The organism is Cupriavidus sp. PB-02 (genome assembly GCF_058252315.1).
Window position 1 is genome coordinate 77696 of sequence record NZ_CM177694.1, and the last position, 24214, is coordinate 101909.

At 68.7% G+C, this 24214-nt stretch carries 26 protein-coding genes; 11 read left to right on the forward strand and 15 right to left on the reverse strand.

All coding sequences use genetic code 11. The features are described from left to right. Positions 1 to 6 precede the first annotated feature (6 nt). The 7 genes from lipA (at position 7) to pcp (ending at position 6223) form a co-directional block, all read left to right on the forward strand. Positions 7 to 1002 carry a lipoyl synthase gene (lipA, locus tag AC10V3_RS00360; RefSeq protein WP_022533184.1) on the forward strand — a complete coding sequence of 332 codons (996 nt, stop codon included), beginning with the start codon at positions 7 to 9 and terminating at the stop codon, positions 1000 to 1002. Positions 1003 to 1243: 241 nt separating this feature from the next. Then, on the forward strand, positions 1244 to 1894 hold the full coding sequence (pxpB, locus tag AC10V3_RS00365; RefSeq protein WP_022533185.1) for a 5-oxoprolinase subunit PxpB: 651 nt from the start codon (positions 1244 to 1246) through the stop codon (positions 1892 to 1894). Then, a complete protein-coding gene (locus AC10V3_RS00370; RefSeq protein WP_022533186.1) occupies positions 1891 to 2910 on the forward strand; it encodes a 5-oxoprolinase subunit C family protein in 1020 nt (339 codons plus the stop codon). The genes pxpB and AC10V3_RS00370 overlap by 4 nt, the downstream gene beginning before the upstream one ends. Positions 2911 to 3011: 101 nt before the next feature. Beyond that, positions 3012 to 3752 carry a 5-oxoprolinase subunit PxpA gene (pxpA, locus tag AC10V3_RS00375; protein WP_490922933.1) on the forward strand — a complete coding sequence of 247 codons (741 nt, stop codon included), beginning with the start codon at positions 3012 to 3014 and terminating at the stop codon, positions 3750 to 3752. Positions 3753 to 3854: 102 nt separating this feature from the next. Then, a complete protein-coding gene (locus AC10V3_RS00380) occupies positions 3855 to 4595 on the forward strand; it encodes a DUF969 domain-containing protein (protein WP_022533188.1) in 741 nt (246 codons plus the stop codon). A 10-nt stretch (positions 4596 to 4605) separates the two neighbouring features. Next, positions 4606 to 5556 carry a DUF979 domain-containing protein gene (locus AC10V3_RS00385; RefSeq protein ID WP_022533189.1) on the forward strand — a complete coding sequence of 317 codons (951 nt, stop codon included), beginning with the start codon at positions 4606 to 4608 and terminating at the stop codon, positions 5554 to 5556. Positions 5557 to 5572: 16 nt separating this feature from the next. Then, positions 5573 to 6223 (forward strand): pyroglutamyl-peptidase I, encoded by a 651-nt coding sequence (gene pcp, locus AC10V3_RS00390; protein ID WP_022533190.1) that lies wholly within the window; start codon positions 5573 to 5575, stop codon positions 6221 to 6223. 15 nt (positions 6224 to 6238) lie between these two features. On the opposite strand, the gene AC10V3_RS00395 is transcribed toward pcp, so the two are convergent. The 5 genes from AC10V3_RS00395 to AC10V3_RS00415 form a co-directional block, all read right to left on the reverse strand. Then, entirely contained in the window at positions 6239 to 7501 is a 1263-nt protein-coding gene (locus AC10V3_RS00395) for a VanZ family protein (protein ID WP_022533191.1), read from the reverse strand. Positions 7502 to 7523: 22 nt separating this feature from the next. Then, positions 7524 to 8147, reverse strand: coding sequence for an ABC-type transport auxiliary lipoprotein family protein (locus tag AC10V3_RS00400; RefSeq protein ID WP_041680916.1), 624 nt, complete (start codon positions 8145 to 8147; stop codon positions 7524 to 7526). A 71-nt stretch (positions 8148 to 8218) separates the two neighbouring features. Further along, complete coding sequence (locus AC10V3_RS00405; protein ID WP_022533193.1) at positions 8219 to 9160, reverse strand: MlaD family protein; 942 nt, start codon at positions 9158 to 9160, stop codon at positions 8219 to 8221. Then, complete coding sequence (locus AC10V3_RS00410) at positions 9157 to 10041, reverse strand: ABC transporter ATP-binding protein (protein ID WP_022533194.1); 885 nt, start codon at positions 10039 to 10041, stop codon at positions 9157 to 9159. Before AC10V3_RS00410 ends, AC10V3_RS00405 begins: the two co-directional genes overlap by 4 nt. Beyond that, positions 10038 to 11174, reverse strand: coding sequence for an MlaE family ABC transporter permease (locus AC10V3_RS00415; RefSeq protein ID WP_349605234.1), 1137 nt, complete (start codon positions 11172 to 11174; stop codon positions 10038 to 10040). The genes AC10V3_RS00410 and AC10V3_RS00415 overlap by 4 nt, the downstream gene beginning before the upstream one ends. Before the next feature lie 182 nt (positions 11175 to 11356). On the opposite strand from AC10V3_RS00415, the gene AC10V3_RS00420 reads away from it, so the two are divergent. From AC10V3_RS00420 to AC10V3_RS00430, 3 genes are all read left to right on the forward strand, one after another. Continuing rightward, positions 11357 to 12265, forward strand: a complete 909-nt coding sequence (locus tag AC10V3_RS00420; protein ID WP_490922936.1) for a biotin--[acetyl-CoA-carboxylase] ligase — start codon at positions 11357 to 11359, stop codon at positions 12263 to 12265. After that, on the forward strand, positions 12262 to 13092 hold the full coding sequence (locus AC10V3_RS00425; RefSeq protein WP_022533197.1) for a type III pantothenate kinase: 831 nt from the start codon (positions 12262 to 12264) through the stop codon (positions 13090 to 13092). Before AC10V3_RS00420 ends, AC10V3_RS00425 begins: the two co-directional genes overlap by 4 nt. A gap of 67 nt (positions 13093 to 13159) precedes the next feature. Beyond that, on the forward strand, positions 13160 to 13876 hold the full coding sequence (locus tag AC10V3_RS00430) for an SPOR domain-containing protein (RefSeq protein WP_022533198.1): 717 nt from the start codon (positions 13160 to 13162) through the stop codon (positions 13874 to 13876). Between the two features lie 16 nt (positions 13877 to 13892). Here AC10V3_RS00430 and rfaE2 read toward each other — a convergent pair whose 3' ends face one another. From rfaE2 to AC10V3_RS00480, 10 genes are all read right to left on the reverse strand, one after another. Further along, positions 13893 to 14387 carry a D-glycero-beta-D-manno-heptose 1-phosphate adenylyltransferase gene (gene rfaE2, locus AC10V3_RS00435; protein ID WP_022533199.1) on the reverse strand — a complete coding sequence of 165 codons (495 nt, stop codon included), beginning with the start codon at positions 14385 to 14387 and terminating at the stop codon, positions 13893 to 13895. A gap of 101 nt (positions 14388 to 14488) precedes the next feature. Continuing rightward, positions 14489 to 14830 carry a hypothetical protein gene (locus tag AC10V3_RS00440; RefSeq protein ID WP_022533200.1) on the reverse strand — a complete coding sequence of 114 codons (342 nt, stop codon included), beginning with the start codon at positions 14828 to 14830 and terminating at the stop codon, positions 14489 to 14491. Next, positions 14788 to 15057, reverse strand: coding sequence for a hypothetical protein (locus tag AC10V3_RS00445; RefSeq protein WP_349605233.1), 270 nt, complete (start codon positions 15055 to 15057; stop codon positions 14788 to 14790). The genes AC10V3_RS00440 and AC10V3_RS00445 overlap by 43 nt, the downstream gene beginning before the upstream one ends. A 368-nt stretch (positions 15058 to 15425) precedes the next feature. Further along, positions 15426 to 16742 (reverse strand): IS4 family transposase, encoded by a 1317-nt coding sequence (locus tag AC10V3_RS00450; RefSeq protein WP_490922939.1) that lies wholly within the window; start codon positions 16740 to 16742, stop codon positions 15426 to 15428. A gap of 133 nt (positions 16743 to 16875) precedes the next feature. Beyond that, positions 16876 to 17733, reverse strand: coding sequence for a ferritin family protein (locus AC10V3_RS00455; protein WP_022533202.1), 858 nt, complete (start codon positions 17731 to 17733; stop codon positions 16876 to 16878). Between the two features lie 192 nt (positions 17734 to 17925). Beyond that, the gene (locus tag AC10V3_RS00460) at positions 17926 to 19188 is read right to left on the reverse strand and encodes a patatin-like phospholipase family protein (RefSeq protein WP_022533203.1); all 1263 of its coding nucleotides are present in this window, start codon (positions 19186 to 19188) and stop codon (positions 17926 to 17928) included. Between the two features lie 44 nt (positions 19189 to 19232). Then, complete coding sequence (locus tag AC10V3_RS00465; RefSeq protein ID WP_022533204.1) at positions 19233 to 20030, reverse strand: PhaM family polyhydroxyalkanoate granule multifunctional regulatory protein; 798 nt, start codon at positions 20028 to 20030, stop codon at positions 19233 to 19235. 66 nt (positions 20031 to 20096) lie between these two features. Beyond that, positions 20097 to 20936, reverse strand: coding sequence for an enoyl-CoA hydratase/isomerase family protein (locus AC10V3_RS00470; RefSeq protein WP_022533205.1), 840 nt, complete (start codon positions 20934 to 20936; stop codon positions 20097 to 20099). A 123-nt stretch (positions 20937 to 21059) separates the two neighbouring features. After that, positions 21060 to 22040, reverse strand: coding sequence for a fumarylacetoacetate hydrolase family protein (locus tag AC10V3_RS00475; RefSeq protein ID WP_022533206.1), 981 nt, complete (start codon positions 22038 to 22040; stop codon positions 21060 to 21062). Positions 22041 to 22115: 75 nt separating this feature from the next. After that, complete coding sequence (locus AC10V3_RS00480) at positions 22116 to 23072, reverse strand: Bug family tripartite tricarboxylate transporter substrate binding protein (protein ID WP_041681201.1); 957 nt, start codon at positions 23070 to 23072, stop codon at positions 22116 to 22118. A 253-nt stretch (positions 23073 to 23325) separates the two neighbouring features. Here AC10V3_RS00480 and AC10V3_RS00485 point away from each other — a divergent pair, with 253 nt between their 5' ends. Beyond that, a complete protein-coding gene (locus AC10V3_RS00485; protein WP_022533208.1) occupies positions 23326 to 24153 on the forward strand; it encodes an IclR family transcriptional regulator in 828 nt (275 codons plus the stop codon). Positions 24154 to 24214: the final 61 nt, after the last annotated feature.

Sequence of the window (24214 nt, forward strand, 5' to 3'; positions counted from 1 at the left end):
AAATGTATGAGCGACGCCCTGATCGCCACTTCCAGCGAAGCCCCGCAGTCCCCCGCGGAGCAGTACGACCCGACCCGCAAGCAGAAGTCGGCCGACAAGACCGCACGCATCCCCATCAAGATCGTGCCGGCCGAAAAGCTCAAGAAGCCGGACTGGATCCGCGTCAAGGCCGCCACCGGCAGCTCACGCTTCTACGAGATCAAGGACATCCTGCGCGCCAACAACCTGGTGACGGTGTGCGAGGAAGCGAGCTGCCCCAACATCGGTGAATGCTTCGGCAAGGGCACGGCCACCTTCATGATCATGGGCGACAAGTGCACGCGCCGTTGCCCGTTCTGCGACGTCGGCCACGGCCGCCCCGATCCGCTCGACGTGAACGAGCCGGGCAACCTGGCCCGCACCATCGCCCAGCTCAAGCTGAACTACGTGGTGATCACCAGCGTCGACCGCGACGACCTGCGCGACGGCGGTGCCCAGCACTATGTCGACTGCATCTCGCAGACGCGCGACCTGTCGCCCGCCACCCGCATCGAAGTGCTGGTGCCTGACTTCCGCGGCCGCCTGGACAAGGCGCTGGACATCCTGCAGGCCTGCCCGCCTGACGTGATGAACCACAACATGGAAACCGTGCCGCGCCTGTACAAGCAGGCCCGCCCGGGTGCGGACTACGAGCACTCGCTCAAGCTGCTGCAGGAATTCAAGCGCCGCAACCCCAATGTGCCGACCAAGTCCGGCCTGATGGTGGGCCTGGGCGAGACCGACGAGGAAATCCTCGAAGTCATGCGCGACATGCGCGCCCACGACATCGACATGCTGACCATCGGCCAGTACCTGGCGCCGTCGAACCACCACCTGCCGGTGCTGCGCTACGTCCATCCCGACACCTTCAAGATGTTCGAGGAAGAGGCCTACAAGATGGGCTTCACCCACGCCGCGGTGGGCGCGATGGTGCGCAGCTCGTACCACGCCGACCAGCAGGCGCATCAGGCGGGGTTTGCCTGAGCGACAGCGCTGCAAACTGATCGAGCAGAGACGGCCGGGACTTCCCGGCCGTTTTTCTTTGGTGCCCCGCCATGGTGCAGCCGGCCGCAGTGGCCCTTGCGCCCCTAGGGTCAACCCTGACTGTTTCTCCTCGTTTCGTTTCGATATTATGAATTCATCGATAAATTATCGATGAAATACAACTGCGTCACATTCCGGCTTGCCTGCCTACACTGGTAGCAAGTGCGCTACCGGGAATCCCATGAACTCCTGCACCGTCCACCGACTCGCCGAGCAGGCGCTGCTGTACAGCGTCGCTCCGCCCGCATCGCTGGAAGTCCAGCGTCGCATCTGGGCGATGGCCGCCAGGGCGGCGGACTGGCGCGGCGTGGTGGACGTGGTGCCGGGCATGAACAACCTGACGGTGATCTTTGACGGCAGCGCCGACGTGGACGCGCTGGAACGCAACCTGAAGCTCGCGTGGGCCTCGGGCGAGGCGCGCAATGCGACGGGCAAGCTGGTGGAGATCCCGGTGCGATACGGCGGCGAGCACGGCCCGGACCTGGGCGACGTGGCCGCCCATACCGGCCTTTCCCCGCAGGAAGTGGTGCGCCGCCATGCGGCCGGCGAGTACGTCGTCTACTTCCTCGGTTTCCAGCCTGGCTTCGCCTATATGGGCGGCCTGGCGCCCGAGCTGGCCACGCCGCGCCGGCGCGAGCCGCGCGTGGCGGTGCCGGCCGGCTCGGTCGGCATCGGCGGCGAGCAGACCGGCATCTATCCGGCGGTGCTGCCGGGCGGCTGGCAACTGATCGGGCATACCGCAGCCGAACTCTTCGTGGCGGACCGCGATCCGCCGTCCCTGTTCGCGCCCGGCGACACCGTGCGCTTTGTCGCCGAGGAAATCATCGCGTGATCGAGATCATCCGACCTGGCGCGCTCGCCTCGGTGCAGGACCTGGGCCGAACCGGCTTTCGCCGTTTCGGCGTGGGCCGTTGCGGTGCGATGGATCCGCTGGCCGTGGCGGTCGGCAACCGGCTGCTGGGCAACGAGCCGGGCTGCGCCGCCATTGAATTCACGCTGGGCCGCGCCGCGGTGCGCTTTCACGCGGACCTGCGCGTGGCGCTGGCCGGCGCCGAGTGCGGCGCCAACCTGGACGGTGTGCCGGTGTGGTCGTGGCATGCCTTCGATGCGCACAAGGGCGAGACCCTGACGCTGCCGTCGACACGCGGCGGCACGCGCGTGTACCTGTGCGTGGCCGGCGGCATCGCTGTCGAGCCGGTGATGGGTTCGCGCAGCACCGATTTGAAATCCGGTTTCGGCGGCCTGGGCGGGCGTCCGCTGCAGGAAGGCGACCGCCTGCCCGCGGGGCGCCCGGGCCTGGCGGCCGAGGGCGACTGGATCGGCGTGCAGGCGCCGACATGGGCGCTGCCGGCCAAGGTTGATGGCAAGGCCACGCCGATCCGCATGCTGCCCGGGCCCGAGTACGAGGATTTTGACGCCGCCTCGCAGCAAGCGCTGTGGCAGGCCGACTGGACCGTCACGCCCAACAGCAATCGCATGGGCCTGCGCCTGAACGGACCGGCGCTGGTGCGCCGCCCTGAGCGCAGTGCCGACCTGCTGTCGCATGGGGTGGTCCCCGGCGTGATGCAGGTGCCGCCGGCCGGCCAGCCGATCGCGCTGATGGCCGATGCGCAGACCACCGGCGGCTATCCCAAGATCGGCGTGGTGATCGGCGCCGACCTGTGGCGGCTGGCGCAGGTGCCGCTGGGCGCGCCGGTGCGCTTCGTGCAGGTCACGCTGGGCCAGGCCACGGCGGCGCAGGCCGAGGTGGACCGCTACCTGCGCCAGATCGACCAGGCGCTGCAATGGCAGGGCAAAGGCATGACCATCGCCGCGCGCCGGCGCACGCTGACCCGCGCGGCGGCATGAGGGCACGCGCGCAGCACAGGTAACCGCGCCGGCGCGCAGACCACGCACCGGCCACACTGACAAAGGCGGCGGCACACACCGCACCGCACAGGAGAACGGCAATGCAGATCGATTTGAACGCCGACCTCGGCGAAGGCTGCGGCAACGACGAGGCGCTGCTGGCGCTGATCAGTTCCGCCAACGTGGCATGCGGCTGGCACGCCGGCGACGCGGCCACCATGCTGCAGACGGTGAAGTGGGCGATCGAGCACGGCGTCGCGATCGGCGCGCACCCGAGCTACCCGGACCGCGAGAACTTCGGGCGCACAGAAATGCAGCGCGACCCCGAGGCCGTCTACGCCGACGTGCTGTACCAGATCGGCGCGCTCGACGCGATCGTGCGCGCGCAGGGCGGCCAGCTCCATCACGTCAAGGCGCATGGCGCGCTCTACAACCAGGCCGTGCGCGATCCCGCGCTGGCCCGCGCGATCGTGCGCGCGGTGCGCGACTTCGATTCCGACCTGGTGTTCTTCGGCCTGGCCGGCAGCCAGATGATCGACATCGCCAGAGAGGCCGGCCTGCGCGTCAAGCAGGAAGTCTTTGCCGACCGCGGCTACAACCCCGACGGCACGCTGGTCAAGCGCGGCACGCCCGGCGCGCTGCACGAGGACGAGGAAGTTGCCCTGAGCCAGACCCTGACCATGGTGCGCGAGCAACGCGTGCGCGCCATCGACGGCACCTGGGTACCGATCCGCGCTGAAACCGTGTGTCTGCACGGCGACGGCGCCCACGCGCTTGCCTTTGCGCGCCGCATCCGGGAACGGCTGGGCGCGGAAGGCATCGCGATTCGCGCCAGCGACTGAGCGCACCCGCGCCGCTTCGCTGGTTTCTCCCGCGGCCCGCTCCGTCGTGCTGTACGACGGCTGCCGTCCGCGCGCCTTCGTTTTATTCGTTTGGTGTCTCTTATGGAACAGGCAGTCAATCTTTGGCCCCTTGTCGGGGTCGGCGTCATCATTATCGGCTTCGTGCTGCGCTTCAATCCCATGCTGGTGGTGGTACTCGCCGCGCTGGCCACCGGGCTGGCCGCGCCGATGCCGCTGATGCAGATCTTCACCGCGATCGGCACCGCCTTCGTCAAGGCGCGCAACCTGCCGCTGATCATCCTGCTGCCGCTTGCCGTGATCGGCCTGCTCGAGCGGCACGGCCTGCGCGAGCATGCGCAGGCATGGATTGCGCGCATCGCCTCGGCCACGGTCGGGCGCCTGCTGATCGTCTACCTGGGCGTGCGCGAGCTGACCGCGGCGATCGGCCTGACCAGCCTGGGCGGCCATCCGCAGATGGTGCGCCCGCTGCTGGCACCGATGGCAGAAGGCGCAGCCGAGAACCGCTTCGGCCACCTGCCCGAGCCGGTGCGCCAGCGCGTGCTGGCCTTCTGCGCCGCCACCGACAACGTGGGCCTGTTCTTCGGCGAGGACATCTTCGTCGCGTTCGGCGCCATCGCGCTGATGCATACCTTCCTGCTGTCATCGAACATCGACGTCGAACCGCTGCATATCGCCGTGTGGGGCATCCCCACCGCGATCTGCGCCTTCCTGATCCATGCGGTGCGCCTGAAGCGCCTGGATGGCTGGCTGGAGCGTGAGCTGGGCGGCCAGGCCGCCACAGCCAGCGCCGCCGGAAATGTCGCAATGAAGTCCGGCGAGTAAGGGGCCAGCCATGATCGTTTCCATCGAATATCTCTACTGGCTCGCCGGCCTGGTGCTGGCCATCACCGCGCTGATGACCTTCGCGGATCGCACGCATCCGCGCCGCCTCAGCACCGGCCTGTTCTGGCTGCTGTATGCGATCGTGTTCCTGATCGGCGACCGGTTGCCGCCCGCGGCAGTGGGCATCGGTGCTGTGGTGATGGCGCTGATCGCCGGCTTCGGCGGCGTCGGCCACGGCAAGCATGACAGCCTGCCAGAAGAAGAACGCCGCGCCAGTGCGAAACGCCTCGGCAACAAGCTGTTCATCCCGGCGCTGCTGATTCCGCTGGTGACCGTGATCGGCACGATGCTGTTCAAGGACGTCAAGCTGGCCGGCGTGCCGCTGCTCGATCCCAAGAACGTGACCTTTGTCTCGCTCGGCATCGGCTGCCTGATCTCGCTGGGGGTGGTGTGCTGGCTGACGCGCGACACCGTGGCGCAGGGCGTGCGCGAATCCCGCCGGCTGACCGAGTCGCTTGGCTGGGCGCTGGTGCTGCCGCAGATGCTGGCGATGCTGGGCCTGGTGTTTGCCGACGCGGGCGTGGGCAAGGCCGTGGCGCACCTGTCCACCGCCTACATCAACATGGACTACAAGCTGGTCGCGGTGGCGGTCTACTGCGTGGGCATGGCGCTGTTCACGGTGATCATGGGCAACGGCTTCGCGGCCTTCCCGGTGATGACCGGCGGCGTGGGCGTGCCCATCCTGGTCGGCATGTTCGGTGCCAACCCGGCGGTGATGGCGGCGATCGGCATGTTCTCGGGCTATTGCGGTACGCTGATGACGCCGATGGCGGCCAACTTCAATATCGTGCCGGCCGCGCTGCTGGAGCTGGACGACAAGAACGCCGTGATCCGCGCCCAGGTGCCGAGCGCGCTCGCCATCCTCGTCGCCAATATCGTGCTGCTGTACTTCCTGATGTAACCGCGGAGCCCTTGCCATGCATACCGTGCTTCTGACCGGCTTCGAGCCGTTCGAGAACGAACCGATCAATCCGTCCTGGGAGGCGGTGCGCGCGCTCGACGGCGAGCGCGTCGGCGATGCCGTGATCGTGGCGCGCCAGCTGCCGTGCGTGTTCGGCGCGGCGATCGACGCGATCGGCGAGCTGGTTGGCGCGCTGCAGCCGACGCTGGTGATCGCCGTCGGCCAGGCTGGCGGGCGCACGGAGATGTCGGTGGAGCGCGTGGCGATCAATGTCGACGATGCGCGCATCGCCGACAACGCCGGGGAGCAGCCGATCGATACGGCCATTGTCGAAGACGGCCCCGCTGCATACTTCTCGACGCTGCCGATCAAAGCCATGGTGCGCGACATGCGCGCCGCGGGCGTGCCGGCCTCGGTGTCGCAGACGGCGGGCACGTTCGTGTGCAACCATGTGTTCTACGGGCTGATGCACCGGCTGGCGCAGCACAAGCGCGGCGAGGTCCGTGGCGGCTTCATCCACATCCCCTATCTGCCCGAACAGGCCGCGCGCCATCCCGGCCAGCCGAGCCTGGCGCAGGAAACGCTGGTCAAGGGATTGCGCCAGGCCGTGGCGACGGCGCTGGCGACCCGCGCGGACGTACGCGAGCAGGGCGGCCAGTTGCACTAGCCTGCCCGGCCCTGGCTACTCCTGCGTACCGGCCGCGGCCGCCTCACGGCGCGCCGCGGCTTTTTTCATGGCATGCCGGCGCAGGCTGACCTGCTCGAAGCGCCAGATCACATAGCAGAACGCCAGGAACGGCCACAACCAGCCCAGCCATTGCGCCAGGCTGTTGAAGTGGACGAAGCGGCCCATGCGCCAGCCTTGCTCCGAAATCCACGCATACGGGTTGGACGGCAGCACGTTGGTCAGCACCACCAGCGTGAGCAGCGCCGCCATCGCCAGCACCGCGCGCAGCCAGCGCGGCAGGTACAGCAGCAGCGCCAGCACCAGCGAGCTGGTCAGCAGCGCGAAGCGGCCGCCTTCGGACAGCCAGACGAAGGCGCTTTCGGCCGGGAACTGCAGCTCGGCCACGGTGGCCTTGAGCAGCAGCGCCGCCGCCAGCAGGCCGGCCAGGATGCGCAGCGACGGTGCGCTGCGGCGCATGGCGATCGAGGCGAACAGCCCCGTGCCGACCCAGCTGCTGGCGGTTACCAGCGATTCCAGCAACTGCTGGCTCTGCATGTCCTCGGGCCGCAGTCCGATATGGTCCTGCCACGCCTCCAGCTGCGGGAACAGCATCTGCAGCACCTGCATCGGCCACGAATCCGGATCGGTCAGCCATTCGCGCACGATGCCGCCCATGCCGAACAGGTGCTCCTGCGGGAAGATCTGCGCAAACGGCCACAGCATCAGCAGGATGATGGCAAAGCTGGCGTGCGGCTCGAACCAGGCATGGCGCAGCCGCGTAAGGCGCCCGTCGTCGATCAGCGCGCGGGTGAAGGGCGCCACCACCGCGCCGCCCAGCAGCGCGCCCAGCGCATTGGTGATCAGGTCGATGTTGGACGAGATCCGGCTCGGCAGCCAGGTCTGGAACGCTTCCATGCACGCCGACAGCAGCGCGCCCGCCACCAGCGCCACCAGCGTGGCGCGCCCGCCCGACATGCGCGGATGCAACGCCAGCACCACCAGCGCGCCGAAGGGGAAATACCCCAGCACATTGGTCAGCAGGTCGAAGTCGGTGATATAGCGCGGCTTGGGCGCGGTCAGGAAGGCGAACGGCGAGATGCCGTTGTCGACCCAGCCCGAAAACGGGTACAGGCTTGCGTACACCACCAGCAGCGTGAAGCAAAGCAGCCCCACGCGGGCCAGCGGCGAATACTGTGGCCCGGCCGGTTCGGGTACGGACGTTGCCGCCGCAGGCAGCGGCGAGGGCGGCGCGGAGGGCGGCGGGGGAGCCGGCTCCATGGGCATATCTCCTTGCTTGTCTTTACTTTAGCTGCAGTGTGCCGGCCCAGTCGAGCACCGTGGCGATCACCGCGTCGCTGGCGTCAGCCAGCGCCTTGGCGCCGCCGGCACCATCGCCGCTGGGCGCGGGCCGGCGCACCTCGAAGGTCTGCTGGCCGATCATGCCGTGGTGGTACACCGTGGCGCGCAGCCGCACCACGCCCTGGCTGGTGGTGGCGCTGTCGAATACCTGCTCGAACTGGAGCAGGTCGACCTTGAGCGCCGGCACGCTGGTGTCGCCGGACCAGGTCAGCGCGCCGCGCGCCGCCACGGCTTCGCGCAGCCGCTCGTCGAACAGGCGCGTGGGCGACATCACCCAGCGCTGCGTGGCATAGGCCTGCAGCCGCTGCGCCTGCGCGTACCGCAGCCGGTAGTAGAGCGCGTTGCCTTCGAGCCAGTCGGGGCCGTCGGTCTGCGTCACGCGCAGTCTGGGCAGCGGCGCCGGGCCCGGGTTTGTCGCGGGGAGGGCAGCGGACGGACCCAGGTCATAGGTGATGGTGGGCGTGCCGCGCGACAGCGCGCAGCCCGACAGCACCAGCGCCGCGGCCACCAGCGCCAGCAGCGTGGCGGAGGCGGAGGCGGAGGCGCGGCGATGTTGGCGTGGCATCTCGGGGGCAGGGTTCACGGCGATGTCTCGGCGGTTGGCAGTTCTTTGGTCTGGACAGGAGGGCGCCGTCATCAGGGCGTGCTGAAGCCCGGCTCGCCCGGCCCCGGCGTCGGCGTCGGCACGCCGAACAGCACGCTGTTCGGGCTCTCGTTGAACTGGCCGGCGGCGCGCTCGAAGGTGCGCGCGGTCTGGCGCGCGTCACGGGCCAGGCCGTTGAGCTGCGGCAGCGTTTCCTGGCTGAAGGTGCCGGCCGCCGACTGCACCGAGGCGGACGCGCCCTGCAGGTCGCGCCCGACGCTGTCGACGGTGCGCATCACGGTGCCGTTCGGGTTGGCCAGCTCCTGCGTCAGGCGCCGGGTCGATTCCAGCGTGGCGTTCAGGTTCTCGGTGACTTTCGGCAGCCGGTTCGTGGCCGGCGCCAGCGAAGCCGAGAGCTGCGAGTAATCCTCGGCGGTCTTGCGCACCGAGCGGATCGCCGCCATCAGCTCGGCGCGGTTGGCGGTCTGGAACATGTCGTTGAGCGAGGACAGCAGCGTCTCGGCCTGGGTCAGCAGCGTGTCGCCGCGCTTCTCCAGCTCCTCGAAGAAGCCGGGGCGCATGGCGATGCGCGCCGGCGCCTTGGGCGAGGTGGCCAGCGGCGGCGAGGTCGCGGAGCCGTCGTGCGCGGCGGAGTCATCGAGCTGCACGTATGCGATCCCGGTCACGCCCTGGAAGCCCAGCGTGGCATAGGTGGTGCGCGTAATCGGCGTGTCCTTGTTGACGCTGATGCGCACAATGATCTGGCCTGGCACCTGCGGATCGAACTTGATCGATTCGACCTTGCCCACCGCCAGGCCACGGTACTTCACGTCCGCCTGCGGGCCCAGCCCGTTGACGGTGGAGCGGGTGATCAGGTCATACGGCACGCGCACCGCGTGGTCGCTGCTGAACCAGAAGATCGCGAACATGACCAGCACGGCCAGGCCGATCGTGAACACGCCCGCGAGGAATGCGTTTGACTTGTTTTCCATCATGCTTCTCCAGAGGGCGCCGCATCCGGCCGCGCGGGGTGTGCGGACTGCGCGGACTGCCCTGGCTGCTGCAGCGCCTGCAGGGCGCGCTGGGCACGCTCGCCCAGGAAATACTCGCGGATGAAGGGGTGGTCCACCTTCACCACTTCGGGGATCGGCGCCGCGGCCACCAGCTTGTGGTCGGCCAGCACTGCGACGCGGTCGGACAGCGCCACCAGCGTGTCCAGGTCATGCGTAATCATCACCACCGTGAGGCCCAGTTCGCGGCGAAGTTCCCGGATCAGCGCGACATAATCGTCCGAGGCCATCGGGTCCAGCCCCGCGGTGGGCTCGTCCAGGAACAGCAGCTCGGGCTCCAGCGCCAGTGCGCGCGCCAGCGCCACGCGCTTGATCATGCCGCCGGACAGGTCCGACGGCATCTTGTCCGCATCGCGCGCGGACAGGCCTACCAGCTGCAGCTTGAGCAGGGCCGCGCGGCAGATCAGGTTGTCGGGCAGCGCACGCAGCTCGCGCAGCGGCAGCGCGATATTGTCGATCACCGACAGCGCCGAGAACAGCGCGCCGCGCTGGAACTGCAGGCCCCAGCGGTTGCGCAGCGCCTGCAGCTGCGCCGCGTTCAGCCGGCGTGGCTCTTCGCCGAACACGCGGATGGTGCCCGAGGTGGGCCGCTCCAGCCCGACGATCTGGCGCAGGAGCACGGTCTTGCCGCTGCCCGAGCCGCCGACGATCGACAGCACCTCGTCGCGGTAGACGTCCAGGTCGATGCCGTCGTGCACCACGACCTTGCCGAAGCGCTTGACCAGGTTGCGCACCTCGATCACCGGCGTGGGCTTCGGTTGCGAGGCTTGCGAGGGGGCTTGCGAGGCGGGCGGCAAGGAACTCATATGCCCACGTCCTTGAACAGGATCGCAATCACCGCGTCGGCCAGGATCACGATGGTGATCGAGGTCACCACCGAGGCGGTCGTGCCTTCGCCCAGGCTCTGCGTGTTGGGCTTGATGCGCAGCCCGAAGTGGCACGCCGTCAGCGCGATCAGGATGCCGAACACCACGCCCTTGCCCAGCCCCAGCCACAGGTTGGCCACCGGCACCGCGTCGGGGAGTTCGCGCAGGAAGAAGGCGGCGCTGATGCCAAGCTGCATGCGCGCGGCCAGCATGCCGCCGGCCAGCGCCATCACGTCGGTCCACGCCACCAGCAGCGGCATGGCGACGGCCAGCGCGATCACGCGCGGCATGATCAGCCGGAAGCCGTGCGAGATGCCCATCACGCGCATCGCGTCGAGTTCCTCGGTCACGCGCATCACGCCGATCTGCGCGGTGATGGCCGAGCCCGAGCGCCCCGCGATCAGGATCGCCGCCAGCACCGGCCCCAGCTCGCGGATCACCGCCATGCCGAGGATGTTCACGATAAAGGTGCTGGCGCCGAAGGTGCGCAGCTGGTTGGCCGACAGGTACGACAGCACGATGCCGATCAGGAAGCCGACCAGCGCGGTGATGCCCAGCGCCTTGTAGCCCACGTTGTAGATATTGGCCGAGATTTCGCGCCACGGTCCGCGCTGCGGCATGCGCGCGAAGCGCAGCAGGTCGAAGGTGAGCTGGCCGAGCATGGTGATGCCACGGCCCAACTGCTCGCCGAACGACAGCACGTTCGCGCCGAACAGCGTGACCGGGTTGAAGCGGTCCACCATGTGCTTCTTCCAGCCTTCGTCCTGCACCGCGGCGATGCGCTCGAACACGCGGCGCTGGCCGTCGCTGGCATCGAGCTGCGACGGCAGCTTGCCATCCCACGCCTGCCACAGCAGCTGCCCGCCGATGTGGTCCAGCCGCTCCACTTCCGCGAGCGACCACTGGGCATGCTCCGGCGCCAGGGCCAGTTCGTGCAGTTGCGACCGCAACTGCCGCGCCTGGTGGCAGCCGGCCAGGGCGAGCGCGGTCCAGTCGCCACGCAGCTGTACGCTGACGGTTCCGTCCCCGCGGGTGATCTGGAAATCTGGCGTCGTCTGGCGTTCCAAGGGCAAGGGATGTGATGACCGAGTCCCGATTCTAAGCCACCCGCCCCACTGGCGCGACCGCGGGCATGCCGCCGCCCTGCCCGGGCACGCCGCACGGCTACAATGCGGCATCCGTGGCCGGCGCCCGCGCTTGCCTGTGCGCTATACGATCCCCGTCGATCCCAGTCCTCTTGCTCCCTTTATCCCGCATGCCCGCCGATCCTGCCAGCCCGTCCAATCCGTCCGCCCAGTCCGCCCAGTCCGCCCAGTCCGCCCAGTCCGCCCTCTCCTGGCGCATCGATGCCGACGCCCTGCGCGCCGCGCTCTCGCCCGCGCTGCGCGATTGGACGCTGGAACTGGTGGAGAAAACCGGCTCGACCAATGCCGACCTGACCACCACCTGCCGCCAGATGCCCTGGTCCGACGCCGGCCGGCTGCGCCTGGCCTACCGCCAGACCGCCGGGCGCGGGCGCCAGGGCCGGACCTGGCAGGGGCAGGCGGGCATGACCTTCTCGGTGGCGTTGCCGCTGGCGCTGGCACCGGCGCAACTCAGCGGCCTGAGCCTGGCCGTGGGCCTGGCGCTGGCCGAGGCGCTGGGCGATGTCGATGCGCGGCTGGGTGCGCGCGTCGGCCTGAAGTGGCCCAACGACCTGCAGATCGACGGCCGCAAGCTGGCCGGCATCCTGATCGAATCGGTGCCTGCGGGCCCGCAGCGGGTCTGGGCCGTGATCGGCATCGGCCTGAACCTGGTGCGCGACGCGCAGATGGAAGCGGCGCTCGGCCGCGAACTGGCGGGCGTGGCCGAGGCGCTGCCCGGCTTCGACGCCCAACGCGACGCGCCGCGCCTGCTGGCCGCGTTGCTGGAGCGGCTGGCGGTGATGCGCACGGACTTCCTCGCGCATGGCTTCGGGCCGATGGCGCGGCGCTGGTCCGCCGCCGATGCCTACCGCGACCAGCCGGTGCGGCTGCTGCACGACGGCCAGGTGATGGCCGAGGGCATGGCGCGCGGCGTCGACGAGGCCGGCCACCTGCTGCTGGAAACGCCGGCGGGGCTGGAGCGCATCGCCAGCGGCGAGCTGTCGCTGCGGCCTGCGCCGGGCCAGGGAGACGCCGCATGAGCACGCCGCGGCTGCTGATCGATATCGGCAACACCCGCCTGAAATGGGCGTGGTGCGAGCCGGATGCGCCGGTGCCGGCGACCGCGGGCCTGCCCACGCCATGGCAGCACGCCGGCGCGGTCACGCATGCCGACGACGGCGCACTGAAGACGCTCGCCGCCGGCCTGCGCGCGCTGCGCGGCAGTGGCCCGATGCCGGCGGTATGGATCGCCAACGTGGCCGGCCCGGTGATCGCGGCGGCCGTCGATGCGGCGCTGGTCGATGCCTTCGGCGCCTTGGCGCCGGTGCAATGGGTGCGCAGCGCCGCCGCGCACGGCAACCTCGCCAACGGCTACCGCGAGCCCACGCAACTCGGCGTGGACCGCTGGGTCGGCGCCATCGGCGCGCACCGCTGGCTGCCGCACGACACGCTGCTGGTGGTGACCGCGGGCACGGCCACCACGCTCGATATCGTCACGGTTTCAGCAGATGGTCGGGCGCGCTTCGAAGGCGGCCTGATCCTGCCCGGGCTGGCATTGATGCTCGGCACGCTGGCGCGCAACACCGCGCAGCTGCCGGCGCTGGACGTCGACGACGCCGGCACTGTGGCCGGCGCGAACCTGCGCTGGGCCGACAACACCCACGACGCGATTGCCGCCGGCTGCCTGGCGGCGCAGGCGGGCGCGATCGAGCGCACCTGGCGTGCGCTGGGCGAGCGCGGTCCCACGCGCTGCCTGCTCTCGGGCGGAGCGCGCGCCGCGTTGGAGGGCGCGCTCGCGGTGCCATGCGAGATGCACGATAATCTGGTGCTGCTCGGCCTGCATGCGATGGCATTGGCCGACGCGTAGGGCTACCTGCCATCTTTTTGCCCCAGCTGCCAGCTATCTCCCACCCGATTCATTCCGTCCCCGCCCCATGCTTGCCAACCTCCCACGCCCGCTGCGCATCGCGCTGCTGTTGCTGCTGCTCGCCAATGTCGCGCTGCTGGCGGCGGTGCTCGGGGTGTTCGGGGCGAACCCGCTGTCGGGCTGGTTTGAAACGCCGCGTGAGCCGCATCGGCTGGAGCAGCAGGTGCGCGGGGAGCGCATGCGGTTGCAGCCACCGGCCTCGGCGGCAGAGGCCGCGCCGCGCAGTGGGTTGCCCGCCACCACGGCAGGCACGGTGACCACGCTGGCCGCCGCCTGCATGGAAATCGGCGGCTTCAGCGCCCAGGCCGCGCGCCGCGCCGCCGACGACCTGGCCGCTGCCGCGCTGCTGGTGGAGGCGTTCGAACGCCAGGAACAGGTGCGCTGGTGGATCCACCTGCCGCCGCAGCCCACCCGCGAGAACGCCGAGCGCAAGCTCGCCGAACTGCGCCGGCGCAACGTGACGGAATACTCGCTGGTGACCGCCGGTGCGGCCGAGGCGGCCACCTACACGGTGTCGCTGGGCCTGTTCCGGGAGCGCGAGCGCGCCGAGCGCTACCTCGACACGCTGCGCGGCCACGGCGTGCGCACCGCCATGCTGACCGAGGCCGCGCGCCCGCTCACGCGCCAGTGGCTGCGCGTGCGCAATGCCGATGACGCCGCGCGCGCTCGGATCGAGGATATGCGCCAGCGCTATGGCGCCGAGGACGTGCTGGCCTGCTCCTGAGTCGCACGCAAGCGCGTCAGGCGCCCTGGCGCACCCTGGTCAGCAGCTTGGTGGTCGAGCGGTCGTGAAGGAAGGGGATGGCGTAGGCCTGGCCGCCCCAGCTGCGCACCAGCCGGGTTTCTTCCAGCGTGTCGATGTCGTAGTCGCCGCCCTTGACATAGATGTCGGGGCGTACCAGGCGGATCAGCTCGACAGGGGTCTGCTCGCGGAACAGCGCCACCAGGTCGATCGATTCCAGTGCGGCCAGTAGCGCCATGCGGTCCGACTCATGGTTGAGCGGGCGGTCATCGCCCTTGCCCAGCATCCTCACCGAGGCATCGCTGTTGACGCCCACCACCAGGCTCGCGCCCAGGGCGCGCGCCTGCGCCAGGTAGGTGGCATGGCCGCGGTGCAGGATGTCGAAGACACCGTTGGTGAACACCAGCGGGCGCGGCAGCGCGGCAATGCGCGCGGCCAGCGCGGCGGGGTCGTCGGAGGGCGTCAGCTTGGATTCGAAGGCGGGTACGGACATGGGTCAGGGTCGGAAGTTGAAGGCCGGCCCCGCAACGGGCCCGGCACGCTTGTCCGAGATGGTACCCCGTCTTGTGCCCGACACCGCTGCGGGTTTGCGGCCTAGCCCGCCAGCGGCAGCGCCATGGCCGCGTCATTGGCCGGCAGCGGCACGGTCGCAGCGGCAATGCCGCGCAAAACCGCCACCAGCGCCTGCCGCACGGCGTCGATGCATGTGGCCTGTGCGCGCCCGCTCAGGTAAAGCAGGCTGACGCTGGCCCACGCCGGGAAGCCCTCGGGCACGTCCGCCACGTAGGCCGCGCTGGCGCCTTCGATCCACGGCACGTTGAATTTCAGCACCGGCGTTACGCCACCGCGCGAGCGCCACAGGGCCACCTGAGCGTTCCATGACGGCGCCACGGTCAGCCTGACGCTGTCGGACACGCCCGCCAGGTAGCGCCGCACCGCGCTGTCGGCGTCGGCATCGTCGGCCGCAGGGTCCAGTGCTCGCGCACCTGCCCTGGGTGGTCGCCCGCGACGGAGAGCGGCGGCAGCCGGATCAGGCTGCGCTGGGCCATCATCACATGCTCGGCCATCACGCCGCCCGGGCCGGGCAGCCCGTCCACCGTGACGACGCAGTCGATCAGCCCCCTGGCCAGCGCCTGGCCGGCCTGGCCTCCGTTACCGATCACACCCCTGCCAAGCCGGCGGTGCAACGATGCTATCCGAATTGCGGGATATTACAAAATGAATTGATTTAATCTTTAATGGCGGATCATCAATGCATCGGCGCACGTCGAGATAATCATCGGCAGTGAATTAAGTATTTTATTTTCCGAATTAAATGTCCTGGAGGATCGCGCCCCCACTGGGTTTGCGGCTGATGTATCGGGAAGGCATCGCTGGGCGCTTAAACCGGTGATTGCGTAACCGAATACCTCCCGCGGTTGCGCGGCTTCTGCTACGGCCCCGGGTTTTCTGAAATCATCGGAAAAACAGGAAACGGGAAATGCGCTGGCGCCGCGCCAATGAAAAAGCCCCGCCGGAGCGGTAATGCCGTTCAGTTAAGGTCCTTTCTGAGGAACCGGACGGAGTAGCGCTTAGGCAGGGCTTTGACTACACGGGGGCACTTACGCCCCCGTCGTTTTTGGACGATCGCCAACTGAAGTTTGGCGCGCATGCGCTGCAGATGGGCCGGCAGCTTGCCTGGGGCCATGCCGGCTGCCCAGATCAACTCGCCCTGTATCAGGCGCAAGGCCAGCACAAAGCTCAGGTCGGTGGGCTCGGCGCGGGCCTCGAGCGCAGCCTTGGCCATCTCCAGACGCACCAGGTTGTACGCAATCAGTGCCCCCCAGATTTCCTGATACACGCCCTCAGGCTGGCGGCTGCGCAAGGTCAGTTCCGCCCCGAGCATCGTTTGCTTGAGCTCCCGATAGCTCGTTTCGATTTCCCAACGGCGGCGGTAGCACGCGAGGATATCGGCGGGCTTGAAGCGTCGACGGTCCGTCAATGAGGTCAACAGGATGCGATCTGAGTCCTTGTCTCGAATCGCACGCGCTGTCCAGGTCTCTGGCAAGGCCGGATTCTTGGTCCGCGCCTGAGGCGAGACCTTCATCTGGACGATGCCATCGTCCTCGCTGCCGGAGAGCAGCTCCCACTGCAGATTCTTCTTGGCGGGGATCAGGAAGTGGCGCTCGCTGCCGCCCATGCGCAAGCCCCACAGGATCTCTGCGGCCAGAAAGCCCTTGTCAAAGATCGTCAACGAATGATCCGGGATCCGCTCAATGAGCTCCTTGGCATAGAGCATCTCGTTGCGCCCGTAACAGCCAAAGGCGATATCGGCAACAAGATGGGTGGGAACAGCCGTGAGCGAGACCCCGCGGACTTGTGGATAGCTGGCGACCTTGCCGCTGGCGTAGCTCTGCGCGCCAAAGTGGAGGCGATTCTCAGGGCTATCGGCGGTGCGGAAGGTGGTCCCATCCATGGCGTAAAGCGCCAAGCCCTTCCATTTGTAGTGCGCAGCATCCTGAGCCACCCACGCCCGCGCGGTCTGCTCAAACAGCCACAACAGAGGCTTGTCTCCAAGCCGCTCGCGGGCTTGGGCAATCCCGCTCTTGCTGACACAGGCGTTGGCATCGTTGGGCAGTGCCAGATCCAGCGTCTCCAGCACATCGGGAATCGATTGGTGCCGATAGAGCGCCAGCGCGATGACCAGCCAGACCACCTGCTCTGCTGGCAGTCGACGCCGGCGAACGGACGCTGTTCCTGTGGCTGCCAGCGCCTGCTCAATCCAAGCCATCGGCAGATGCTCGCTGAGCCGGGCAAAACTGGCCGGCTCACTAAGCTCAAGGGTGGCGTGGACTTGTTCCGATAGCATCGGAACGGCAAGTTAACAGCTCGACACCTTGTTTACAACCCCTGCAAAGAAAAATGCCGTTCAGACTTAACTGAACGGCATTACCGCCGGAGCGGGGCTTTGCTGAATGCAGCCGTGGCCGCGCGGCCCAGGCTTACGCCGGCTGGGCGCCGCCAGCGCCGGGCAGGCGCGCATTCAGTTCCTTGCGGTAGCGGTTCAGGTCCTGCACCGTCTCGAAGGTGCGTTCGAACAGCAGCGACATGTTGTGCAGGATCCGCTCGATGACCTTCTTCTCCCAGCCTTCGTCGAAGCGGATCTGCTCGTCCAGCCAGTGCTCGAGCCAGTCCGGGTCCGGCAGGCGCGACTGCACCGTGTCGTTGGGGAACAGCGCCTTGTTCACGTGCAGGTTGGTCGGGTGCAGCGGCTTCTCGGTGCGGCGCGCCGAGGCCATCAGCACGCCGATCTTGGCGAAGGCGGCGCGCGCGTTGTCGCCGAACTGGGCCAGGTACTTCTTCATGTAGCGCAGGTAGGCGCCGCCGTGGCGGGCTTCGTCCTGCGACAGGGTGCGGTAGATATGCTTGATCACCGGTTCCGTGTGCCATTCGGCGGCGCGGCGGTACCAGTGGTTCAGGCGGATCTCGCCGCAGAAATGCAGCATCAGCGTTTCCAGCGGCGGGGCCGGGTCGAACTCGAAGCGCACGGCGTGCAGCTCTTCCTCGGTCGGCACCAGGTCCGGGCGGAAGCGGCGCAGGTACTCCATCAGCACCAGCGAGTGCTTCTGTTCCTCGAAGAACCAGATGCTCATGAACGCCGAAAAGTCGGAATCGTGGCGGTTGTCGCGCAGGAACATTTCGGTCGCGGGCAGGGCGGACCATTCCGTGATCGCGTTCATCCGGATGGTCCTGGCCTGGTCGTCCGTCAGCAGGCTGGCGTCAAAGGTATCCCAGGGGATGTCCTTGTCCATGTGCCAGCGGACGGCTTCCAACGATTTGAACAGTTCGGGGTAGAGCATGGTAAGCCTTTGAAATTACGGGCAGATTCTACCAGATGCGAATTATTCTCTTCTTCTTTTTTAGCCGGGATCGGGCCAAATGCAACGTTATTTGCGAGGTTTGGCGCAGCCGGCTGCATTTTGCGGCCGATCAGCGGCGCCCGGGCGTGCCAAGTGCCATTCACGCCGCCCCGTCTTTGTGACGCCGGGCACTCAAGGCGACAGCGCCCGCTCCGCCGCCAACGCCGGGGGCGCCGCGCCGGGCACGATGCCGAACAGGAACGCCGCCAGTTCGGCGGCCTGGGCCTCGGCGTCGCGTTCGCCCAGGGCCATCAGCGCCTGGGTGAACTCGGGCTCGAACAGCAGGTAGCTGGCAAAGGCTGCGCCGCGCGCCTCGGTGCCGCCCAGCGGCGCCAGCAGCGCGCGCACGGTGCGCGGCAGCTGCTTCTGGTGCTCGGCGGCAATGGCCTCGATCGGCTCGCTTGGGGAGATCGTCATCACCTGCACCGGGCGCCAGCCCTCGCGGTCGCCGGCCATTTCCGGCATGCGCGCGAGCAGCCGGTTGATATGCAGCAGCCGCTCCAGGTCGGCGTTGAGCCCGTCCAGGAAGATGCTGGCCAGCGCCTGGCCGCCCACCTGAGCCAGCGACGGGTAGCCGCCGGCCGGTACCGTGTCGAACCAGCCCGAGCGTTGGCGCGAGGCCGCGCCGATCGCCAGGATGCGCGACGCGCCCAGGTGGATCGCCGGTGACAGCGGCGACATCTGCCGCATGGTGCCGTCGCCGAACCACTCATGGTGGCCGTCGATCTCCAGCGGCGTGGCCGGGAACAGGAACGGGATCGATGCCGATGCCAGCAGGTGGTCGACCGTGATCTGCGCCGGCACGGCGATGCGCTGGCTGCGGTGCCACGGGTGGATGCGGTGGTGCGACTGGTAGAAGGTCACGTGGCGGCCGGTGCTGTACGACAGCGCTGTCACCGCGAACGCCTGCAGGGCCCCGCTGTCCAGGCTGGCCTGCACGCGCGCGGGCTCGAACAGCTCGCCCAGCATGCTGCCCAGCGGGGTGTTGTCGAAGAGCGCGCGCGGCGCGCGCCGCTGCGTGGCCCAGCCCAGCGCCAGCGTCGACAGCCAGCGTGCGCCCGACACGCCCACGCGCAGCACGTCGGTGCGGTAGACGTCGTCGGCATGGATGCTGTGCCACAGCGCGCCCAGGCTTTGCGTGGCGGCCTGGAAGTCGGCCGCGTGGATGGCCAGGCCGGCGCCGTTGATCGCGCCCGCCGAGGTGCCGGCGATGATGCCGAACGGCAGCGCCCCGTGCGCCTTGCCGTGGCGCGCGGCGATGCGCGCCAGCCCGCATAGCACGCCCGCCTGGTACGCGGCGCGGGCGCCGCCGCCCATCATGATCAGCGCGGTGGCAGCGGGGTTGGGTCCGGATTGCGGAGCAGGGCGGGGTCCCGACAAGGGGTCGCGGTGCATTGGGGGCTGGGCGAAGGGTGTGGTGGGGCCGCGCCGGCTGGGGGTCAGGAAGCGTTGCTGCCGCCGTTGGCGCCACTGTTGCCATTGCCGTTGCCATTCCCCGCGTTCTTGGCGGGCTTGGCCTTGGCCGCCTTACTGGCCGGCGCCTTCTTTGCAGCGGTTTTCTTTGCCGCCGGCTTGCCAGCGGGCTTGGCCGCCGCGGCCTTGCGCGGGGGGGCGTCTTTCGGCGTTACCGCGGGCGCTTGCGCAGGCGTGCCGGGGCCGGCCGCGCCAAAGCCGCTCATGCCGAACGGTGCAATGCTGGCCGCGGCGGCGCTGCTGGCGATATGGCTGAACTGTTGCTGCAGCATGTCCCACCACAGCCCCGCGTTGGGCGGCGCGGCGGGCTCCGCTTCGCCCGCCCCGGCCTGCGCGCCTGCAGCCTGGGCAGGCTCCTGCGCAGCGGCCTCGGCCTGCGGCTCGTTGTGACCCGTGGCGCCGGTATCGGCGCCGGACCGTTGCGGTGGCGTGGCGCTGGGCGCGTTGGCCGCGCGCGCGACGTTCTCCATCGCCGACTGCATGGCCTCCGGCGAGAGCGCGTTGCCGAAGGTCTGCAGCGCCACCAGCGTGGCGCGCTGCACCTCCAGGCCCTGGATGGTGGTGTGCAGCAGGTTGGTATTGAGCTGCAGCCAGCTCTCCACCGCCTTCAGGTCGGCGATGCGCTTGTCGAGCTCATCGAGGTCCATCGGCGGGGCCATCGCCTGCAACCCGGGCATCAGGCCGCCGGGCATGCCGGTACCGCTGCCCCACAACCGGCGCACAAAGTCGAAGCCGTTGGTGAAATCGGGAATCTGTCCGAACATGGTCGCGCGCTCCGTGTGCGACGCAGCCCAGGGCCGGCCAACAGTGGGCCGGCGGCTGCGTCGTCGTTATCTGAATTGTGGCGGCCGCTTCTGGCGCAGGCTCGCCATGCCTTCGTGCACGTCGGGGCCGGCAAAGCCCATGAATTCGAGCGCCAGCGAGGTATCGAAGGCGGGGCCGGCCATGCGCAGCCAGTTGTTGAGGGCGTACTTGGTCCAGCGGATCGCGGTCTGCGACCCGGCCGCCAGCCGGTTGGCGACCTCGAAAGCGCGCGCAACCAGTTCGTCCTCTTCCACCGCCAGCGAGACCAGGCCGATCCGCTCGGCCTCCTCGCCGCTGACCGACTCGCACAGCATCAGATAGTACTTGGCCTTGGCCATTCCGCACAGCAGCGGCCACACGATCGCGGCATGATCGCCCGCCGCCACACCCAGCCGGGTATGGCCGTCGACGATGCGCGCGGTCTTGGCGGCGATCGAGATATCGGCCAGCAGGCCCGCCACCAGCCCGGCGCCCACGGCCGGGCCGTGCATGGCCGAGACCACCGGCTTGTCGCAGTTGATGACGTTGTAGACCAGGTCGCGCGCCTCGTGCCACACGCGCGTGCGGGTCTCGAAGTCATTGGCCATGTCCTCCACCAGCGCCAGGTCGCCGCCGGCGGAAAAGCCCTTGCCCTCGCCGCGGATCAGCGCCACGCGCACCTCGGGATCGGCGGAGACGTCGCGCCAGATCTCGGCCAGCTCGCGGTGCATGTTGGCGTCCGCCGTGGCCAGCTTCTGGTTGGCCGACTGGGCGGCGCCCATGATGATTTCCAGGATGGGGCCGTGGCGGCGCAGCGTCAGCGCGCGATAGCGGGCGTAGCGTTCGGAGAGTTCAGCGGAAGGCGAGTCATTATTGGGGGCAGTCATGGGTGGCCTGTCAGGTGAGGGGCGTGGGCCGCGCCGGATGGATTGCGAATTTACCAACCGATCGGTCGGTTAATTATATGCGCATCCGGACGGGCGCGGCCTTGCCGACAGGCCGGGCGGCGTTCAGGCCGCCGCCACCAGCTGGTCGATCGCGCCGAACACCGAATGCCCCTGCGCATCGAACATCTCGATCTTGACCGCGTCGCCGAACTTCATGAATTCGGTCGACGGCTTGCCTTCGTCGATGGTCTCCAGCGTGCGCTTCTCGGCGATGCAGCAGTAGCCCTTCTTGCGGTCGACGTTGGAGATCGTGCCCGAGCCGACGATGCTGCCGGCGCGCACATTGCGCGTCTTGCAGATATGCGCGATCAGCTGGCCGAAGTCGAACACCATGTCGGTGCCGCAGTCGGGCTGGCCCACCTTCTTGCTGTTCCAGTGCACGGTCATCGGCAGGTGCAACTTGCGCTCGCGCCAGGCCTCGCCCAACTCGTCTGGCGTCACCGCCACCGGCGAGAACGCCGTGGCGGGCTTGCTCTGGAAGAAGCCGAAGCCCTTGCCCAGCTCGGCCGGGATCAGGTTGCGCAGCGAGACGTCATTGGCCAGCATCACCAGGCGGATGGCGTCGCCGGCCTGCCCGGGGCTGGCGCCCATCTTCACGTCGCCGGTGATCACGGCCACCTCGGCCTCGAAGTCGATGCCGAAGGCTTCGCTGGCGCAGACGATATCGTCCTGCGGCCCGAGGAAGTCGTCCGAGCCGCCCTGGTACATCAGCGGATCGGTCCAGAACTCAGGCGGCATCTCGGCGCCGCGCGCCTTGCGCACCAGCTCGACATGGTTGACGTAGGCGGAGCCGTCGGCCCACTGGTAGGCGCGCGGCAGCGGCGCCATGCAGTCCTTGGCGGCGAACGGGAAGGGGTGGCGCGCGCGGCCGGCGTTCAGTGCGTCGTACAGGTCCTGCAGCTGGGGTGCGTAGAAGTTCCAGTCGTCCAGCACGGTCTGCAGCTTGCCGGCGATATCGGTGGCGTAGTGGGCTTGCTTCAGGTCGCGCGACACGACCACCAGCTGGCCGTCGCGCGAACCGTCCTTCAGGGTTGCGAGTTTCATGAATGCGGTGCGGTAGAGATCGGGGGGGCGTCCGCGTGGCGGACACAACGCCCGCTAGTCTACCGTGGCCGACATTCAGTCCACCGTGATGCCCTTGGCCTTGATCAGCTTGCCCCAGCGGTCAGCCTCGGCGCGCGCATAGCTGGCGAATTCCTCGGGCGTGCTGTAGACCGCCTCGACGCCCACGCCTTCGAGCTTCTTCTGTACCTCGGGCGTCTTCAGCGCCTTGACCAGTTCGGCGTTCAGGCGTGTGACCACGGCCTTGGGCGTGCCGGCCGGGGCCACCATGCCCTGCCAGGCGTAGGCCTCGAAGCCGGCCACGCCGCCTTCGGCCACGGTGGGCACGCCGGGCAGGGCAGCGAGGCGCTTGGGCGTGGCCACGCCGAGCGCGCGCAGCTTGCCTGCCGTCACGTTCTGCTGGCCCGAGGCCAGGTCCAGGAACATCAGGTCGACCTGGCCCGCCAGAAGGTCCTGCACGGCCGGGGCGGCGCCCTTGTAGGGCACGTGCGTCATCTTGACCTTGGTCTGGTCCATGAACAGTTCCATCGCCAGGTGGTGCGGGCTGCCTGCGCCGGGCGAGGCGAAGTTGACCTTGCCCGGGTTCTTCTGCGCGTACTCGACCGCCTCTTTCAGCGTGCGCGCCGGGAACTTGGGATTGGCCACCAGCACCAGCGGGAAGCGCGCGAGCTGGCCGATGTAGACGAAATCCTTCTCCGGGTTGTACGGCAGCTTCTTGTACAGCGACGGGTTGGCGGCCAGCGTGGCGGTGTCGGCGGTCAGCACGGTGTAGCCGTCGGGCTTGGCGTGGGCGACGGCATCGGCGCCGACGATGGTGGCCGCGCCCGGGCGGTTGTCGATCACCACCTGCTTGCCCAGCCCCGGCGTGATTGCCTGGCCGATGGTACGCGCCACCACGTCGGTGCCGCCGCCTGCCGGGTAGGGCACGACCCAGCGGATCGGCTGCGCCGGCCAGTCGTCGGCGCGGGCAGGCGCGCTGGCGCCGGACAGGGCGCCGGCCGCGGCCAGGGCCATCAGCACGATGCGGGTGGAACGAAGCTGAAGCAAGGGACGCAGGGGGCGCATCGGTAGTCTCCGTGTTAAAAAGGGGCCCGGCTCGGCGGGGCATGCATGTGTACGCCGGCAAGGTCTGTTGCGAAGAAAGTCTACCGAGGACTTAAAAATTGGTAAATCGATTTCGCTATAGTAAATTTACCTAGGAATTTGCCCGGGGAACGCTCCTGGGAGCGGCCTTTCGGGCCCATCAACAAGCCAACCAATCCGCTGCATGTCCGAACTCGAAGAAGACGACGCAAAGCTGCGCTCCGGGATCCAGTCCATCGAGGTGGGCTTCAAGTTGTTGCAGGCGCTGGCGGCATCGCCGCGCGCGATGATGCTGCGCGACCTGGCCGCGGCCGCCGGCATGAACCCGGCCAAGGCGCACCGCTACCTGGTCAGCTTCATGCGGCTGGGCGCGGTGGCGCAGGACCCGGTCAGCGGGCGCTACGACCTGGGGCCGTTTGCGCTGCAGCTGGGGCTGGCGGGGCTGAACCGGCTCGACCCGGTCAAGAAGGCGCGCCCGATCCTGTCGCAGCTGCGCGACGAGATCGACCTGACCGCCGGCATCGCGGTCTGGGGCAACCACGGCCCCACCATCGTCCACTGGGAGGAATCCAGCCACCCGGTCACCGTCAGCCTGCGTCTGGGCGACGTGATGCCGATGCTGAACTCCGCCACCGGACGCCTGTACGGCGCCTACCTGCCGCGCAAGCAGACGCTGCCGCTGATTGAGCGCGAACTGGGCGCGCGCGGTAACGATGGCGTGCCGGACATGCCGCGCTCGCTGGCCGAATACGATGCGATCTGCACCGAGGTGCGCGCCCATGGTGCCGCGCGCACGCGGGGCGGGGTGCTGCCGGGCATCAACGCGTTTTCGATGCCGGTGTTCGATGCCAACGGCCATCTGGCGATGGGACTGATCGTATTGGGCGCGCAAAGCATATTCGATGCAGAATGGGGCGGTACGATGGATTGCCGCGTACGCGACATCGCCCAACAGCTCTCATCGGAACTCGGCTACCTTGGTGCCGCCCCTCCGGCCGGACAAACCGGCTAAACCCGACCCGCGCCCCCGCCTCCCCGCGCGGCCAGGCACGGATCCCCGCGTCTGGCGCCGG